Origin of the sequence: Streptomyces sp. 1114.5 (assembly GCF_003635085.1) — a bacterium.
Classification (GTDB): Bacteria; Actinomycetota; Actinomycetes; order Streptomycetales; family Streptomycetaceae; genus Kitasatospora.
The window spans coordinates 188,433-205,745 of the sequence record NZ_RBXE01000001.1; the positions used below are offsets into that span (position 1 = coordinate 188,433).

The 17,313-nt window shown below is 72.5% G+C and carries 10 protein-coding genes; 6 read left to right on the forward strand and 4 right to left on the reverse strand.

The features are described 5' to 3' along the window. The first annotated feature begins 23 nt into the window (after positions 1-23). Together BX285_RS00795 and BX285_RS00800 are read left to right on the forward strand one after the other, a co-directional pair. A complete protein-coding gene (locus BX285_RS00795) occupies positions 24-1,826 on the forward strand; it encodes an ABC transporter ATP-binding protein (protein WP_097236188.1) in 1,803 nt (600 codons plus the stop codon). After that, positions 1,823-3,712 (forward strand): ABC transporter ATP-binding protein, encoded by a 1,890-nt coding sequence (locus BX285_RS00800; RefSeq protein WP_121174213.1) that lies wholly within the window; start codon positions 1,823-1,825, stop codon positions 3,710-3,712. Before BX285_RS00795 ends, BX285_RS00800 begins: the two co-directional genes overlap by 4 nt. Before the next feature lie 91 nt (positions 3,713-3,803). Here BX285_RS00800 and BX285_RS00805 read toward each other — a convergent pair whose 3' ends face one another. Further along, the gene (locus BX285_RS00805; RefSeq protein ID WP_147465092.1) at positions 3,804-4,703 is read right to left on the reverse strand and encodes a hypothetical protein; all 900 of its coding nucleotides are present in this window, start codon (positions 4,701-4,703) and stop codon (positions 3,804-3,806) included. Positions 4,704-4,850: 147 nt separating this feature from the next. Further along, on the reverse strand, positions 4,851-7,550 hold the full coding sequence (gene glgP, locus BX285_RS00810) for an alpha-glucan family phosphorylase (protein WP_121174215.1): 2,700 nt from the start codon (positions 7,548-7,550) through the stop codon (positions 4,851-4,853). Positions 7,551-8,674: 1,124 nt separating this feature from the next. On the opposite strand from glgP, the gene BX285_RS00815 reads away from it, so the two are divergent. The 4 genes from BX285_RS00815 to glgB all read left to right on the forward strand — a co-directional run bounded on the left by BX285_RS00815 (position 8,675) and on the right by glgB (position 16,523). Further along, on the forward strand, positions 8,675-10,630 hold the full coding sequence (locus BX285_RS00815) for an alpha-1,4-glucan--maltose-1-phosphate maltosyltransferase (protein ID WP_121177130.1): 1,956 nt from the start codon (positions 8,675-8,677) through the stop codon (positions 10,628-10,630). Continuing rightward, the gene (gene treS, locus BX285_RS00820) at positions 10,627-12,351 is read left to right on the forward strand and encodes a maltose alpha-D-glucosyltransferase (RefSeq protein ID WP_097236192.1); all 1,725 of its coding nucleotides are present in this window, start codon (positions 10,627-10,629) and stop codon (positions 12,349-12,351) included. The genes BX285_RS00815 and treS overlap by 4 nt, the downstream gene beginning before the upstream one ends. Positions 12,352-12,603: 252 nt before the next feature. After that, a complete protein-coding gene (locus tag BX285_RS00825) occupies positions 12,604-14,094 on the forward strand; it encodes a maltokinase N-terminal cap-like domain-containing protein (protein ID WP_107474892.1) in 1,491 nt (496 codons plus the stop codon). An 83-nt stretch (positions 14,095-14,177) separates the two neighbouring features. Beyond that, positions 14,178-16,523: a 1,4-alpha-glucan branching protein GlgB gene (gene glgB, locus BX285_RS00830; protein WP_121174216.1), complete on the forward strand. Its 2,346-nt coding sequence runs from the start codon at positions 14,178-14,180 to the stop codon at positions 16,521-16,523. Positions 16,524-16,558: 35 nt separating this feature from the next. Here the strand turns inward: glgB and BX285_RS00835 are convergent, their stop codons facing one another. Next, the gene (locus BX285_RS00835; protein ID WP_097236194.1) at positions 16,559-16,963 is read right to left on the reverse strand and encodes a type II toxin-antitoxin system VapC family toxin; all 405 of its coding nucleotides are present in this window, start codon (positions 16,961-16,963) and stop codon (positions 16,559-16,561) included. Next, entirely contained in the window at positions 16,960-17,241 is a 282-nt protein-coding gene (locus tag BX285_RS00840) for a type II toxin-antitoxin system Phd/YefM family antitoxin (RefSeq protein ID WP_097236195.1), read from the reverse strand. Before BX285_RS00840 ends, BX285_RS00835 begins: the two co-directional genes overlap by 4 nt. Between the last annotated feature and the right edge of the window lie 72 nt (positions 17,242-17,313).

Sequence of the window (17,313 nt, forward strand, 5' to 3'; positions counted from 1 at the left end):
CCTCTCTGCCTACCCTCACCGCGATGGCCGAGAACATTCAAAACGACGACCCCGCGACCGTGCGCCCCCGCTCCACGGTCCGCTCCCTGCTACGCCTGCGGCCGTACGCCCGCGCCGTCCGCGGCCGGATCGCCGTCTCGGTGGCGGCCGCCACCCTCGGCATGCTCAGCACGCTCACCGTCCCGGTGATCCTCGGCCGGATCGTGGACGGCCCGCTCGCCGAGCACGACGTGACGGCCCTCTGGCCGCCGGTCGGCCTGCTGCTGCTCGTGGGCCTCTTGGAGGCCGGGCTGTTCTACACCCGCCGGGTGGTGCTGGCCCGCCCGCTGGCCGGGCTGGAGACGGCGATGCGCAGCGACCTCTTCGCCAAGCTCCAACGGCTGCCGGTCTCCTTCCACGACCGCTGGGGATCCGGCCAGTTGCTCTCCCGGGCCACCGCCGACATGTACACCATGCGGCTGTTCCTGGCCTTCCCGCTGGTCTTCCTGATCGTCAACACGGTGATGTTCCTGGCCGGGACGGTGGTGATGTTCACCCAGGACTGGCGGCTGGCACTGATCGCCCTGCTCCCCGTCGTCCCGCTGTTCCTGCTCACCCGGCGCTTCGAGGCCGGCTACTCGGGCGCCTCCCGCCGCGCCCAGGACCAGAACGGCGACCTCGCCACCGTGGTCGAGGAGTCCGTCCTCGGCATCCGGATCCTCAAGGCCTTCGGCCGCCACCGCTCGATGGCCGAGCGCTTCCGTGCCCAGTCGCAGGAGCTGCGCCGCACCGAGCTGGGGAAGGCGCACCTGCTCGCCAACGTCTGGGCCGTCATCGTCGGCCTGCCGGAGCTCGCCCTCGGCTGCGCCCTGGCCGTCGGCGCCTACCTGGTCGCCCACGACGAGCTGAGCGCCGGCACCCTGGTCGCCTTCCTCTCCACCGCGCTCGCCCTGCGCTGGCCGATCGAATCGCTCGGCTGGCTGCTCGCCTACGCCAACGAGGCCGCCACCGCCACCGACCGATTCTTCGAGGTCCTGGACGAGCCCGACACCCCGGACCCGGGCACCGAAACGACCCTGGCCGCCCCGGACGGCATCCGCTTCACCGGCGTCCGCTTCCGCTACCCCGACGCCCCCGCGGACAGCCCCGACCTGCTGACCGGCATCGACCTGCACATCCGCAGCGGCGAGACGATGGCCCTGGTCGGCGCCACCGGCAGCGGCAAGACCACGCTCACCGCCCTGCTCCCCCGGCTCTACGAGGCCACCGCCGGCACCATCACCCTGGACGGCCGGGACATCCGCGACCTGCCCCGGGAGCGGCTGCGCGAACTCGTCGCGGTCGCCTTCGAGGAGCCCACCCTCTTCTCGGCGACCGTCCGGGAGAACGTCCTGATGGGCGCCCCGGGCGCGAGCACGGAGCAGCTGCGCTCCGCCCTGGCCACCGCCCAGGCCGGCTTCGTCGACACGCTCCCCGAGGGCGTGGACACCGAGGTCGGCGAGCAGGGCCTGAGCCTGTCCGGCGGCCAGCGCCAGCGCCTCGCGCTGGCCCGCGCGGTGGTCGGCGACCCGGCTTTCCTGGTGCTGGACGACCCGCTCTCCGCCCTGGACGTGCACACCGAGGCGCTGGTCGAGCGCGCGCTGCGCGAGGTCCTCGGCACCACCACCGCCCTGGTGGTCGCCCACCGGCCCAGCACGGTGCTGCTCGCCGACCGGGTCGCCGTGCTGGCGGACGGCCGGATCACGGCCGTCGGCACCCACCAGGAGCTGCTGCGCGACTGCGCGCACTACCGCGAACTGATGTCCGGCGAGGCCGCCCTCGTGCCCGAAGGAAGTGCAGCCCCGTGACCACCACCGCCGACCCCACCACCGGCCCCACCGACGCCGACCCCGCCAAGGCATCCGCCCCGCCCGTCGCGGAGACGCCGCCCGTCGCGGAGGCCCCGCCCCCGCCGCCCGCCGACGAGGACGACATTCCCGTCCCGCCCGGCGCGCCCCGGGCGCTGCTGCGCTCGCTGCTCGGCCCGCACCGGGCCCGGATCGCCGTCGCGCTGGTGGTGATCCTGGTCCAGCAGGCCGCCCTGCAGTCCGGTCCGCTGCTGGTCGCGGTGGCGATGGACCGCGCCATCCCGGCGCTGCGCGCGCACGACTCCGGCCCACTGATCGCGGTGGTCGCCGCCTACCTGTTCTGCGCGCTGCTCAGCCCGGTCCTGCAGTGGCTGTTCATCAAGATCAGCGCCCGGGTGAACCAGGACATCCTGCTGGAGCTGCGCGGCCGGATCTTCCGGCACGCCCAGCGGCTCAGCCTGGACTTCCACGAGCGCTACACCTCGGGCCGGATCATCTCCCGGGCCACCAGCGACATCGACGCGCTGCGCGAACTGCTCTCCGAAGGGCTCCAGGAGCTGCTGACCGTCTTCCTGTCGGTCTGCTACATCTCGGTGCTGCTGCTGGTGCTGGACTGGCGGCTCGGCCTGGTCTCGCTGGCCTCCGGCGTGCCGCTGGCGCTGATCGCCCGTTCCTTCCGCCGCCGCTCGCGCCGGGTGTACCGGCGCTCGCGGACCTCGGCCGCCTCGCTGATCGTCCGCTTCACCGAGACCATGAACGGCATCCGCCCGGTGCAGGCCTTCCGCCGCGAGCGGGCCAACGACGCCGCCTTCGCCGTGCTCAACCGGCAGGCGGCCACCGCCACCGCGGACGGCTTCCTGGAGCTGGCCCGCTACGTCGGCCTCTCCCGCGCCACCGCCAACCTGTGGATCACCGGCGTGGTGCTGTTCGGCTCCTACCTGGTCGTCGACGACTCGCTGGAGCTGGGCGTGCTCACCGCCTTCGCGCTCTACCTGCGCCGGCTCTTCGACCCGATCGACCAGCTGGCGATGTTCCTGAACAGCTACCAGTCGGCCGCCGCCGCCCTGGAGAAGATCGCCGGCCTGCTCGCCCACGAGCCGACGGTCGCCGAGCCCGCCGAGCCGCGCGACCTGCCGCAGGCCGCCGGCAAGGGCCGTGAGGTGCGGTTCGAACAGACCCGCTTCGCCTACCGCACCGGCAAGGAGGTGCTGCCGCCCTTCGACCTGCAGATCCCCGCCGGGCAGACGGTGGCGGTGGTCGGCGCGACCGGCGCGGGCAAGTCGACGGTCGCCAAGCTGCTGGCCCGCTTCTACGACCCGACCGACGGCCGGATCCGGCTGGACGGCGTGGACCTGCGCGAGCTGGCCACCCCGGAACTGCGGCGCGGGGTGGTGATGGTGACCCAGGAGTCCTTCCTGTTCTCCGGCACCGTCGCCGAGAACATCGCGATCGGCCGCCCCGGCGCGACCCGCGAGGAGGTCGAGCAGGCTGCCCGCGACATCGGCGCGTACGGGTTCATCGCCGCGCTGCCGGACGGCTTCGACACCGACGTGCGCAAGCGCGGCGGCCGGATCTCGGCCGGTCAGCGCCAGCTGGTGGCCTTCGCTCGCGCCCTGCTGGCCGACCCTGCGGTGCTGATCCTGGACGAGGCGACCAGTTCCCTGGACGTCCCCGGCGAGCAGGCCGTCCAGCGGGCGATGCGCACGGTGCTGGCGGGCCGGACGGCGGTGATCATCGCGCACCGGCTCTCCACCGTGGAGATCGCCGACCGCGTCCTGGTGATGGACCGGGGCCGGATCGTGGAGGACGGCTCCCCGCAGGAGCTGATCGACGGCTCCGGCCGCTTCGCCACCCTGCACCGGGCCTGGCGGGACAGCCTGGTCTGAGGCCGGCCCGTTCCCACCCATGAATGTGCCCGGTCCGGGTGCGCCGTCACGCACCCGGGCCGGGCCTGTCCGTATCTGCCGCTCGGCCCGCTCAGTTCACGGTCACCACGAAGTCGGTGTGCCAGTCGGGCGAGGGGCAGTCCTCGGACGCGGCCACCACGTCCAGCGTCCCGCCGGGCAGTACCTGCCCCGCGACGGTCGCCGGGTCGATCACCACCGCCGGGTCGAGGTAGACCGCGTCGTGGTAGCGCGGCCCGGTCGGCAGGTGGCAGGAGAGCGTCCGCTCCCCGGTCGCCGTGCAGTCGTACGGCGGGGCGCCGGTCAGCGTGGTGTGCTCCGGCGTGGTGATCCGGATGTCGACCGGGTGGGTCGAGTACGAGGGGCCCGCGTTGTACACCCAGAGCGGCAGGCTGACGGTCGCGCCGGGCTTTCCGGTGAGGTCGCCCGGCTGCGGCACCGGGTGGCCACCCTCCCAGGCGGAGGAGGCGCCGACCATGAAGTGCGCCCGGGTGTCGGCGGTGGTGAGGCTGTACGGGGTGGTGTGGCCGGACTGGTCCGGGTCACCCGGGTAGAAGGCCTGGACGTCGCCGCTGATGGTGGTGAACGGCGAGGTGACCGGCGCGACGTACAGCGCCAGCTTCTCCACCGAGCTCGCCCCCGGCGCCAGCCCGGCCGGGATCCGGTAGGAGCTGCCGGTGCCGAAGTAGGTGAGGGTGACGGGCGGTTCGGCCGACTGCACCACACCCGGCGACGGGATGTGCACGACGACCAGGGTCGCGTCGCTGGTGGTCTCCGGGCCCCGGTTGGTGACCCGGACCTCCAGGATCCCGGTCTCCCCCGGCACCACCGGGCCCTGCGGCGGACAGAGTTCGACGGACAGCTGCGCGGTCGCGGGTGGCGCGGCGAGCGGGGTGGTGCCGGCCTGGGCCGGCCACGCGAGGAGCACTACGGAGAGCGCGGCGAGGGCGGCCGCGCGCACGGTTCGCATCATGACCTTCACGCTGCCCCCGCCCGACACGCGGGGCAACCGGATGACTGCCGTCCGTGGCGATCCGAACGACAGTCATCCTCCGCGGCGTCAGCAGCCGCGTTGCCGTCCCCGCGGCGGCACACCCCGCGGGGACGACGGCGCGGCGGATCAGCGCAGCAGCCCCGCGTCCATTCCGGCCGACTCGGCGGGCAGCGCGACCAGCCCCAGCTCGGCCGGCGAGGCCAGCCGCGGGTGGGCGGGCAGCACCCGGACGGTGTAGCCGAACGGGCCGGTGCGGCAGAGCTCCAGCGAGCCCTCGTAGCGGGTGCGGCCGTCCAGGTCGGGCCCGCCGACCGGTTTGAGGGCGAGCAGGCAGGCGTCCGAGATGCCGTCCGACTCGTCCACCCGGCCGGAGACCACCTGGACCTCGACGTCGCCCGGCCCGAGCGTCCCGAGCGCGACCTGCACCCGCAGCTCCAGCGAGCTGCCCAGCTCCTGGGCCTCGGCCGGGCAGTCCGCTTCGACGTGCTCGACCCGGACGGCCGGCCAGGCCTCCCGGACCTTCGCCTTCCACACCGCCAGCTCCCGGGCGCAGCGGTTGCGGTCGGCCGCCAGCTCCCGCTGGGCCAGCGCGGCCGGCGTGTACAGCCGTTCGACGTACTCCCGGACCATCCGCCCGGCCAGCACCTTGGGCCCGAGGGTGACCAGGGTGTGCCGGACCATGGCGATCCAGTGGTGCGGCAGCCCGTCCGCGTCCCGGTCGTAGAAGCGGGCGGCGACCTGGTGCTCGATCAGGTCGTAGAGGGCGGCCGCCTCGATGTCGTCGCGCCGCTCGGCCTCGCCGCTGTCCGGGTCGAGCACCCCGCCGCTCTCGTCGGCGGTGGGGATCGCCCAGCCGTTGCGGCCGTCGTACCACTCGTCCCACCAACCGTCCAGGACGGACAGGTTGAGGCAGCCGTTGAGCGCGGCCTTCATCCCGGAGGTGCCGCAGGCCTCCAGTGGGCGCAGCGGGTTGTTCAGCCAGACGTCGCAGCCCGGGTAGAGGTGCCGGGCCATCGCCATGTCGTAGTCCGGCAGGAAGACGATCCGGTGCCGGACGGCCGGGTCGTCGGCGAAGGCGACCATCTGCTGGATGAGCCGCTTGCCGCCGTCGTCGGCCGGGTGGGCCTTGCCGGCCACCACGATCTGCACCGGCCGGGTCGGGTGCAGCAGCAGGGCGCGCAGCCGCTCCGTGTCGCGCAGCATCAGGGTGAGCCGCTTGTACGAGGGCACCCGGCGGGCGAAGCCGATGGTGAGTACGTCGGGGTCGAGCACCGAGGAGACCCAGCCGAGCTCGGCCTCGCCGGCTCCGCGCTGGCGCCAGGAGGCGTGCAGCCGGCGGCGGGCCTCGTCCACCAGCTGGGCGCGCAGGGTGCGGCGCAGTTCCCAGATCTCGGGGTTGCCGATCGCTTCCAGGCCGGTCCAGCGGGTGGCCTCGCCGGTGGTCATGGCCTCCTCGGCGCGTTCGGCGCCGATCTCGGCGGCGCCGAGCCGGACGACGGCCGGGTCGATCCAGGTGGCGGCGTGCACGCCGTTGGTGACCGAGGTGATCGGCACCTCGTCGGCGTCGAAACCGGGCCAGAGGCCGTTGAACATCGAGCGGCTGACCTCGCCGTGCAGGGTGGAGACCCCGTTGGCGCGCTGGGCGAGCCGCAGGCCCATGGCGGCCATGTTGAACAGCTTCGGGTCGCCGCCGCGCCAGGTCTCGGCGCCGAGTGCGAGCACCTGGTCGACCGGGACGCCGGGCAGGGCGGCGTCCCCGCCGAAGTGGCGGGCGACCAGCTCGCGGTCGAAGCGGTCGATGCCGGCCGGCACGGGTGTGTGGGTGGTGAACAGGGTGCCGGCCCGGACGGACTCCAGGGCGGCGGCGAAGTCGGGGCCGGCGGTGTCGGGCCCGGCCGGGTCGGCGCCGGCCGCGTCCTCGGCGACGAGTTCGCGGATCCGTTCGACGCCGAGGAAGCCGGCGTGGCCCTCGTTGGTGTGGAAGACCTCGGGGGCGGGGTGCCCGGTGAGCCGGCAGTAGGCGCGCACCGCCCGTACGCCGCCGATGCCGAGCAGCATCTCCTGCAGCAGCCGGTGTTCACTGCCGCCGCCGTACAGCCGGTCGGTGACGTCGCGTTCGGCGGGCGAGTTGGCCTCGATGTCGGAGTCGAGCAGCAGCAGCGGCACCCGGCCGACCTGGGCCTTCCAGATCCGGGCGGCGAGGGTGCGGCCGCCGGGCAGGGCGAGGTCGACCCGGCTGGGGGTGCCGTCGGCCTCCCGCAGCGGGCTGACCGCGAGCTCGTCCGGGTCGAGCAGTGGGTAGCGCTCCTGCTGCCAGCCGTCCCGGCTCAGGGACTGCCGGAAGTAGCCGTGCCGGTAGAACAGGCCGACGCCGATGACGGGGACGCCGAGGTCGCTGGCGGCCTTGAGGTGGTCGCCGGCGAGGATGCCGAGTCCGCCGGAGTACTGGGGCAGTGCGGCGGCGATGCCGTACTCGGGCGAGAAGTAGGCGATGGCGGCGGGCAGCGGGGCGGCACCGGTCTCCTGCTGCCGGGTCTGGTACCAGCGCGGGCCGGTCAGGTAGTCGCGCAGGTCGTCGGCGAGGTCGCCGAGTCTGCGCAGGAACCGCCGGTCGGCGGCGAGCGCGGCGAGCCTGGTGGCCGGGACCTCCCCGAGCAGCCGCACCGGGTCCTCGCCGGTCGCGGCCCAGACCTCCGGGTCCACGGACCGGAACAGGTCCCTGGTCTCGGGGTGCCAGGACCAGCGCAGGTTGAGGGCCAGCTCGTGCAGCGGCTGGAGTTGTTCGGGCAGGACGGTGCGGACGGTGAATCTGCGGATTGCCTTCACGGCGTGAAGCGTAGCCGCGGCGGTCGGCCCGGCAGTGCGTCAAGTGGGCTATTGGGCATCCGTTCGGGCTATTGATGAGATCGCATTCGGCGCATTGGTCTGCACGGGGGGCGCGCGAGGCGCACATTTCGGGGGCCCGCGCTACCAATACGTGAACTCTGCGGTACGGCTTCATTTCCGAGGGTGCATCCGCCCGGGAGAAGACCCGAAACTACTGTCGTACCGGTGCAAAAACCCGGTCACCGATGCGAGGATGACCGAAGGTCGTTGATGCTCCGGGGAGTCCGGCGACGGGTGGCGTCCCCCTTGAAGCAGCACGTCCGAATCCTTTTCGCGTTCGCTGTCCCCGTTCTCCGTAACCCATTCGGCGCTCACCGCACACTGACGCGTGTCCTCGGTACCGGCCTGCTCGTTCACGGGTGGACCGGGTCGCCCAGGGGCGTGACCCAGGAGGCGTGCGCCGGGACGCGCACGGGCTCGGGGGCGTCCCGCCACCGGCTCGGCGGGCGCCGGGCAGGTTGCCGGGGACAGCGGCGCGGGCAGGCTCCGGTCGCGCACGTCCTCCCCACCCAGCAGTCCTCCCGGTACTCCCCTGGCCCGCCCCCCGGCCCGCGGGAGCTGCCGCCGATCTCGGGCAGGAGCTTGGCATGCACGGCGACACGCGGGACCAGTCCACACCTGTGGCCGAAACCCTCGACGCAGCGGTCGCGGAATCCGCCGGACGGATGGATTCTGACACTCGGACAGATCCGGCGATGCCGTCGCCCAGGGTGTCCGGGGCGGTCCCTACCGGATCCTCCGAATCCCATCCCGCGGCAGCACAGCCCCCCGCGGCACCTCCCTCCGCGGCGGCCCCACAACCCGGGGCCGAGGAGGACCGGGCCGCGGCACCCCGCAGGCGCACCACCACGCGCCGCACCACCGCCACCGCGTCGGCCGCCACCCCGAAGGCCGGCGCCGGGACCGGTACCGCGCCGCGCCGTACGACCGCCGCGAAGGCCACCGCGAAGGCCCCCACCGCAGGGGCCGCGAGCGCGCCGGGCACGCCCGCGCGCAAGCCGGCGGCCAAGAGCGCCGCCAAACGCCCCACGAAGACCGCCGCCCGCAAGACAGAGAGCGACACCGTGATCGGCCGCATCCCCGTCCTGGACGTCAGCCCCCTCGTCGACTCCGGCCGCCGCCCTGCCAAGGCCGTCGTCGGCGAGACCTTCCTGGTCACCGCGACCGTCTTCCGCGAGGGCCACGACGCCGTCAACGCCAACGTGGTGCTGCGCGACCCGCGCGGCCGCAGCGGCCCGCGGACACCGATGCGCGAGCTGGCCGAGGGCACCGACCGCTGGGGCGCGTACGTCACCCCGACCGCGCCCGGCCGCTGGTCGTACCTGGTGGAGGCGTGGAGCGACCCGATCGCCACCTGGCGCAGGGCCGCCGCGATCAAGCTGCCCGCCGGGATCGACACCGCGCTGGTCCTGGAGGAGGGCGCCCGGCTGCTGGACCAGGCCGCCGCCGGGGTGCCGAAGAAGGAGGGCCGCGCACACGTGCTGGCCGCCGCCGACGCGCTGCGCGACCCGGGGCTGCCGCCGCTGTCCCGGCTGGCCGCCGCACTGGCCCCCGAGGTGCTGGACCTGCTGACCCGCTACCCGCTGCGCGAACTGCTCAGCGCCTCCCGCCCGCTGCCGCTGCAGGTGGACCGCGAGCGTGCGCTGTTCGGCTCCTGGTACGAGTTCTTCCCCCGCTCGGAGGGGGCCGTGGTGGACCCGAGCGGCGTCGAACCGCCGCGCTCGGGCACCCTGCGCACCGCCGCCGAGCGGCTGCCGGCCATCGCCGCGATGGGCTTCGACGTGGTCTACCTGCCGCCGGTGCACCCGATCGGCCGAGCCTTCCGCAAGGGCCCGGACAACACCCTGACGGCCGGTCCGCACGACGTCGGCTCGCCCTGGGCGATCGGCTCCCCCGAGGGCGGCCACGACGCGGTCCACCCCGACCTCGGCACCATCGAGGACTTCGACCACTTCGTCACCGAGGCCCGGGCGCTGAACCTGGAGGTGGCGCTGGACTTCGCCCTCCAGTGCTCCCCGGACCACCCCTGGGTGAACAAGCATCCGGAATGGTTCCACCACCGCGCGGACGGCACCATCGCGTACGCCGAGAACCCGCCGAAGAAGTACCAGGACATCTATCCGGTCAACTTCGATCAGGACATGGACGGAATCGTCAAGGAAACCGTCCGGCTCCTGCGCTTCTGGATGTCCCACGGTGTTCGGATCTTCCGGGTCGACAACCCGCACACCAAGCCGGTGGTGTTCTGGGAGACGGTGCTCGCCGACATCGCCCGCACCGACCCCGATGTCGTGTTCCTGGCGGAGGCATTCACCCGCCCCGCGATGATGCACACCCTGGCGAAGATCGGATTCCACCAGTCGTACACGTACTTCACCTGGCGCACCACCAAGCCGGAACTCACCGAGTACCTCACCGAACTCACCGGTGACGCAGCGGCCTACATGCGCCCCAACTTCTTCGCCAACACCCCCGACATCCTGCACGAGTACCTCCAGCACGGCGGCCGCGCCGCCTTCGCGATCCGCGCCGTGCTCGCCGCCACCCTCTCCCCCAGCTACGGCATCTACGCCGGCTACGAGCTGTACGAGAACGAGCCGGCCCACCCGGGCTCCGAGGAGTACCTGCACTCGGAGAAGTACGAGCTGCGCCCGCGCGACTGGAACCGCACCGACACCCTCGCCCCGCTGCTCACCGTGCTCAACCGGCTGCGCCGGCGCCACCCCGCCCTGCAGCAGCTGCGCGACCTGCGCTTCCACCCCACCGACAACGACCGGGTGATCGCCTACTCCAAGACCGCGACCACCCCCGAGGGCCTCACCGACCAGGTCATCACCGTGGTCAACCTCGACCCGCACCACGTCCAGGAGGCCACCGTCACGCTCGACGGCGACGGCCCGTACGCGGTGCACGACGAGCTCACCGGCGCCGTCTACACCTGGGGCCGGCACAACTACGTCCGGCTCGATCCCTCAGCCGAGCCGGCCCACCTCCTCACGGTTCGGAGGAACCCAGCGTGACAGTGAACGAGCCCGTCCCCGACACCTTCCCGGAGACCTCGAAGAAGAACCTGGACCCCGAGTGGTTCAAGCGTGCGGTGTTCTACGAGGTGCTGGTGCGGTCCTTCCAGGACAGCAACGGCGACGGGGTCGGGGACCTCAAGGGGCTCACGGCCAAGCTCGACTACCTCCAGTGGCTCGGGATCGACTGCCTCTGGCTCCCCCCGTTCTTCGCCTCGCCGCTGCGCGACGGCGGGTACGACGTGTCCGACTACACCTCGGTGCTGCCGGAGTTCGGCGACCTCGCCGACTTCATGGAGTTCGTCGACGCCGCGCACGCCCGCGGCATGCGCGTGATCATCGACTTCGTCATGAACCACACCAGCGACCAGCACCCGTGGTTCCAGGCCTCCCGGACGGACCCGGACGGGCCGTACGGCGACTTCTACATGTGGGCCGACGACGACAAGCAGTACCCGGACGCCCGGATCATCTTCGTCGACACCGAGACCTCCAACTGGACCTACGACCCGGTCCGCAAGCAGTACTACTGGCACCGCTTCTTCTCGCACCAGCCGGACCTCAACTACGACAACCCCCGGGTCCAGGCCGAGATGATCGCGGGCCTGCGGTTCTGGCTCGACCTCGGCATCGACGGCTTCCGGCTCGACGCGGTGCCCTACCTGTTCGCCCGCGAGGGCACCAACTGCGAGAACCTGCCCGAGACCCACGAGTTCCTCCAGCGGGTCCGCAAGGAGATCGACGCCGACTACCCCGACACCGTGCTGCTCGCCGAGGCCAACCAGTGGCCGGAGGACGTCGTCGACTACTTCGGCGACTTCACCTCCGGCGGCGACGAGTGCCACATGGCGTTCCACTTCCCGGTGATGCCGCGGATCTTCATGGCGGTGCGCCGCGAATCCCGCTACCCGGTCTCGGAGATCCTCGCCAAGACCCCGCAGATCCCCAACGGCTGCCAGTGGGGCATCTTCCTGCGCAACCACGACGAGCTGACCCTGGAGATGGTCACCGACGAGGAGCGCGACTACATGTACGCGGAGTACGCCAAGGACCCGCGGATGCGCGCCAACGTGGGCATCCGCCGCCGGCTCGCCCCGCTGCTGGAGAACGACCGCAACCAGATCGAGCTCTTCACCGCCCTGCTGCTCTCCCTGCCCGGCTCCCCGGTCCTCTACTACGGGGACGAGATCGGCATGGGCGACAACATCTGGCTCGGCGACCGGGACGGCGTGCGCACGCCGATGCAGTGGACCCCGGACCGCAACGCGGGTTTCTCCTCCGCCGACCCGGGCAGGCTCAGTCTGCCGCCCATCATGGACCCGGTGTACGGCTATCAGGTGACCAACGTCGAAGCGCAGCAGAGCAGTTCGAGTTCGCTGCTGCACTGGACGCGTCGCATGATCGAGATCCGCAAGCTCAATCCGGCGTTCGGGCTCGGCAGCTACGCCGAACTGCCGTCCAGCAACCCCGCCGTGCTGGCCTTCGTGCGCGAGTACGAGGGGGACCTGGTCATGTGCGTGAACAACTTCTCGCGGTTCGCGCAGCCGACCGAGCTGGACCTGCGGCAGTACGGCGGGCGGTACCCGGTCGAGCTGATCGGCGGGGTGCGCTTCCCGTCGATCGGCGAGTGGCCCTACCTGCTCACCCTGGCCGGGCACGGCTTCTACTGGTTCCAGCTCCGGCAGCCCCCGCGCCTGAGCGGGACCAGGCGGTCGAAGTAACGATCCGCCGCACCCCGGCGAACCCGCCCCGACAGCACCACCAGACCCTCCGGGGGCGCCAGTTGGACCCGAGCGCCCCCGGAGTTCTCTGCACCACCGCGTACGGAGAACAGCCCAACGGCCACCCACACGAAGGCGTGACACCCGAGCCACGCTCGCGTGCCGCAACCGCCGCGCCGCCGAAATCCGGAAGACTGACGGACCCGGCCACGACCCGTCGGGCAGTCCGCGTGCTTCCGGGGAAAGGGAGTCATGTCCGAAACCTCCCGTTCTCAAGCCCATGTGCAGCACGACGCCCCGGCCGGCTCCCCCGCGCCGGCGGGCGCGCGGGGCACCGGGGCCCGGAGAACCGCCCTGGGAGTCAGCGAACTCGTCCAGGCGGCGCTGCCGCTGATCTCCGCGTGGCTGCCCACCCAGCGCTGGTACGCCGGCAAGGGGCGGCCCATCACCGGCCTCACCCCCGTGGTCGGCACCCCGCTGCAGGTCGGTGACCCGGCACTGCTGCACCTGCTGCTCCGGGTCGAGCACGCCACCACGGCCGGCGCCCCGCACGGGGACATCTACCAACTGCTGCTCGGGATCCGCTCCAACGGACTCGGCGACATCGGCCCCGGCGCCGTCCTCGGCCGGCTCAGCCAGGGCCCGTACGACGGCGCGACCCTCTACGACGCGGTGCACGACCCCGAACTCACCGGACGGCTGCTGGAACACCTCGCCACCGGCGACCGGTTCGGCTCGCTGTCCTTCCGCCGCACCCCCGGCTCCGGACTGCCCGCCAACCTCCCCGGCCGCGCCTCCACCGCCGAACAGTCCAACAGCTCCGTCATCTACGGCACCTCGTACATCCTCAAGCTGTTCCGCCGCATCCACCCCGGCACCAACCCCGACCTCGAACTCTCGCTCGCCCTCTCCCGGGCCGGCTCCACCCGGATCCCCCGGGTCGCCGCCTGGTTCGAGAGCCGGATGGAACGCGCCGAACCCGCCACCCTCGGACTCCTCCAGCGCTACCTGCCGGACGCCGAGGACGGCTGGGAACTCGCCCTCGACCAGGTCGGCCGGCTCAAGGGCGACCGCTCCCCCGGCAACTTCGCCATCGAGGCGCACCGGCTCGGCCGGGCCACCGCCGAAGTGCACCGGGTGCTCGCCCGCTCCATGCCCGTCGCCCGGCTCGACCGCACCCAGACCGGACGGTTGGCCACCGCGATGGCCGACCGGCTCGACAGCGCCGTCGCCGCCGTCCCCGGACTGCTGCGCTTCCGCGCCGCGCTGCGCACCGCCTTCCAGCAACTCGCCGACGCCCACCCCGACGGCCTGCCCGTCCAGCGCATCCACGGCGACCTGCACCTCGGACAGGCGATGCGCACCCCGCACGGCTGGGTGCTGCTGGACTTCGAGGGCGAGCCGGCCAAGTCGGTCAACGAGCGCCGCGAACCGCAACCCGCCCTGCGCGACGTCGCCGCGATGCTCCGCTCCTTCGACTACGCCGCAGCCCACCTGCTGGCCGGCGGCCCGGTCGACCCGGAACTGGCCCATCTCGCCGCCGCCTGGGCCCAGCGCAACCGCACCGCCTTCTGCGCCGGCTACACCGCCGGGGGCGGCGCCGACCCGGCGGCCTCGCCGGAGCTGATGCGGGCGCTGGAGATCGACAAGGCGGTGTACGAGGTGGTGTACGAGGCCCGGCACCGGCCGAGCTGGCTGCCGATCCCGCTGGCCGCGATCAACCGGCTCGCCCTGTCCGTCTGATCCCGCCGACCCCGCTGTTCCCGCGCTCTCAGTCCGCCCGCCCGCCACGAGTTCGCACACCCCTGCCGCAGGAGGACCACGCCGTGACGCCGCTCGACCCGACCGGCCCCAACCACCCCGTTCCGGCCACCTTCCTGGCCGGGGCCGCCGCCTCCGCCCGGGCCGAGGAACCTGCGGCCGCCCTTCCGGCGGATCCTCCGACGGTCCCTTCCTCGGACGCCCCGGTCGGAGCTCTGCGCCTGCCGGAGGCGCCGCTGCCGCCGGCCGAGGTGGACCGGCTGGTGAACGGGCAGCACCACGACCCGCACGCACTGCTCGGCGCCCACCCGGTGCACGGCGGCACGGCGATCCGGGTGCTGCGCCCCTTCGCCGAGCGGGTCGTCGTCGAGACGCCGCAGGGCCCGGCCGAACTCACCCACCAGCAGGGCGGGTTGTTCACCGGACTGGTGGCCGGCGACGAACTGCCGGACTACTCCCTGCTGGTGACCTACCCCGGCGGCGAGCCGATGCGCCAGGACGACGGCTACCGCACCCGCCCCACCCTCGGCGAACTCGACCTGCACCTGATCTCCGAGGGCCGGCACGAGCAGCTGTGGCGGGCACTCGGCTCGCACGTGCGCACCGTCGAGGGCGTGCCCGGCACCGCCTTCGCGGTCTGGGCGCCGAACGCCGTCGGGGTGCGGCTGATCGGCGACTTCAACCACTGGAACGGCACCGGGCACCCGATGCGCTCGCTCGGCTCCTCCGGGATCTGGGAGCTGTTCGTCCCGGGCCTGGCCGAGGGCGCCACCTACAAGTACGAGGTGCACACCCGGCAGGGCTGGGTGCTCGACAAGGCCGACCCGCTGGCCCGGGCCGCCCAGTGCCCACCCGGCACCGCCTCGGTGGTCACCTCCTCCTCGTACGCCTGGCAGGACGACGAGTGGATGGCCCGCCGCGCCCGCGCCACCCACCACCGGGCACCGATGTCGGTGTACGAGCTGCACCTGCCGTCCTGGCGCCCCGACCTCACCACCTACCGCGCGATCGCCGACGAACTCCCGCGCTACCTCAAGGAGTTGAACTTCACCCACGTGGAGTTCATGCCGGTGATGGAGCACCCCTTCGGCGGCTCCTGGGGCTACCAGGTGTCCGGCTACTACGCCCCCACCGCCCGGCTCGGCAGCCCCGACGACTTCCGCCACCTGGTGGACACCCTGCACCGGCACGGCATCGGCGTGATCGTCGACTGGGTGCCCGCGCACTTCCCCAAGGACGACTTCGCCCTCGCCCGCTTCGACGGCGAGCCGCTGTACGAGCCCGCCGACCCGCTGCGCGCCGAACACCCGGACTGGGGCACCCTGGAGTTCGACTACGGCCGCAAGGAGGTGCGCAACTTCCTGGTCGCCAACGCGGTCTACTGGTGCGAGGAGTTCCACATCGACGGCCTGCGGGTGGACGCCGTCGCCTCCATGCTCTACCTCGACTACTCCCGCGAGGGCGGCGCCTGGACGCCCAACCGGCACGGTGGCCGGGAGAACCTGGACGCGGCCTCCTTCCTGCAGGAGATGAACGCCACCGTCTACCGGCGCTGCCCCGGCGTGATCACCATCGCCGAGGAGTCCACCGCCTGGGACGGCGTCACCCGGCCCACCGACGCCGGCGGCCTCGGCTTCGGGCTGAAGTGGAACATGGGCTGGATGCACGACTCGCTGGTCTACATGTCCAAGGAGCCGGTGCACCGCAAGTACCACCACAACGAGATCACCTTCTCGATGGTGTACGCCTACTCCGAGAACTACATCCTGCCGATCTCGCACGACGAGGTCGTGCACGGCAAGCAGTCCCTGGTCTCCAAGATGCCCGGCGACTGGTGGCAGCAGCGCGCCAACCACCGCGCCTACCTGGGCTTCATGTGGTCCCACCCGGGCAAGCAACTGCTCTACATGGGGCAGGAGTTCGCCCAGGGCGCGGAGTGGGACCACGAGCAGGGCCCGCAGTGGTGGGTGCTCGACGAGCAGTGGCCGGCCCACCGGGACCACCTCGGGATGCGCCGCCTGGTCCGCGACCTCAACCGCAGCTACCTGGACACCCCCGCCCTGTGGGAGCTGGACACCACCCCGGACGGCTTCCGCTGGCTCGACGGCGGTGCCGCCGACGACAACCTGCTCTCCTTCGTCCGCTACGCCGCCGACGGCTCGCCGCTGGTCGCGGTCTGCAACTTCTCCCCGGTCGTCCGGCACGGCCGCCGGGTCGGCCTGCCCGGCCTGGACGGCCGCGACCAGCTGTGGGAGGAAGTGCTGAACACCGACGCCGAGGCCTACGGCGGCAGCGGCATCGGCAACTCCCACCCGGTCAAGGCCGAGCCGGTCGCATGGGACGGCCAGCCCCGTTCCGCCGAACTGATCCTCCCCCCACTCGCCACCATCTGGCTCCGCCCGTCCCGCTGACCACCGAGTGCCCGCCCGTCGCAACGGGCGGGCACTCACCTCGGAGCAGTGACCGGAAACCCGAGCTCCTCGGCTGCCCGGCCGAGCTCGCGGTCGTAGGTGACGAAGTCGGTGAGTTCGGCCCGGAACGGCTCGGCGCTGGCCAGATGGAGCGCGTCCAGCGATCCCAACCGTGGGGTGCGGTAGGCGAGCGCCCTGGCGAGCACCGCGCTGCTGAGGTCGACCCGGTAGGCGCCCCGGAGCGCTTGGTCGACGTGGTACGGGACCAGCTGGTGCGAGATGCCCGCTCGGAGCAGCGTGCGGGTGATCTCCAGTCGGGCCAGCTCGCTGGTGATCAATTCGGTGCCGTCGGGGAGCGCCTGCCGCCAAGCGCGCAGCGCGGCCGTCTCGGGCTCCGGCTTGATGAACTTGAGCAGCGCACACGAGTCGAGGTAGATCAACGGTTGCGCTCCCGGTCTCGGTCTTCGATCAGCAGGTCCGACAGGCTGCCGACGTCCGGCAGCAGATCGAGGGCCAGTTCGGGCATGCCCTGGTCGGCGGGCGGCGTGACCTCGCCCGCCGCGACCATCCGTTCGAGGGTCGTCTCCGGAGCCGTTTCCGGCACCAGTCTCAGCACGGGCCGCCCGCGGTCGGTCACGACGATCGTCGCGCCGGCCCGGACCCGCGCGACTGCCTTCGACGGGTTCTGGTTCAGCTCACGCAGTCCCATGGTCTCCATACCAGCCAATGTAACTACATCATGTAGGTACATCAAGGGTGAAGGGCCGCGCAAATCCCGAGCTCAGGCCGT

What these genes read in the sequence shown, in the direction of transcription:
- BX285_RS00825 (WP_107474892.1), top strand. Translation starts at nt 12,604, where the DNA reads ATGTCCGAAACCTCCCGTTCTCAAGCCCATGTGCAGCACGACGCCCCG.
- BX285_RS00795 (WP_097236188.1), top strand. Translation starts at nt 24, where the DNA reads ATGGCCGAGAACATTCAAAACGACGACCCCGCGACCGTGCGCCCCCGC.
- BX285_RS00805 (WP_147465092.1), bottom strand. Translation starts at nt 4,703, where the DNA reads ATGATGCGAACCGTGCGCGCGGCCGCCCTCGCCGCGCTCTCCGTAGTG.
- BX285_RS00840 (WP_097236195.1), bottom strand. Translation starts at nt 17,241, where the DNA reads ATGGAGACCATGGGACTGCGTGAGCTGAACCAGAACCCGTCGAAGGCA.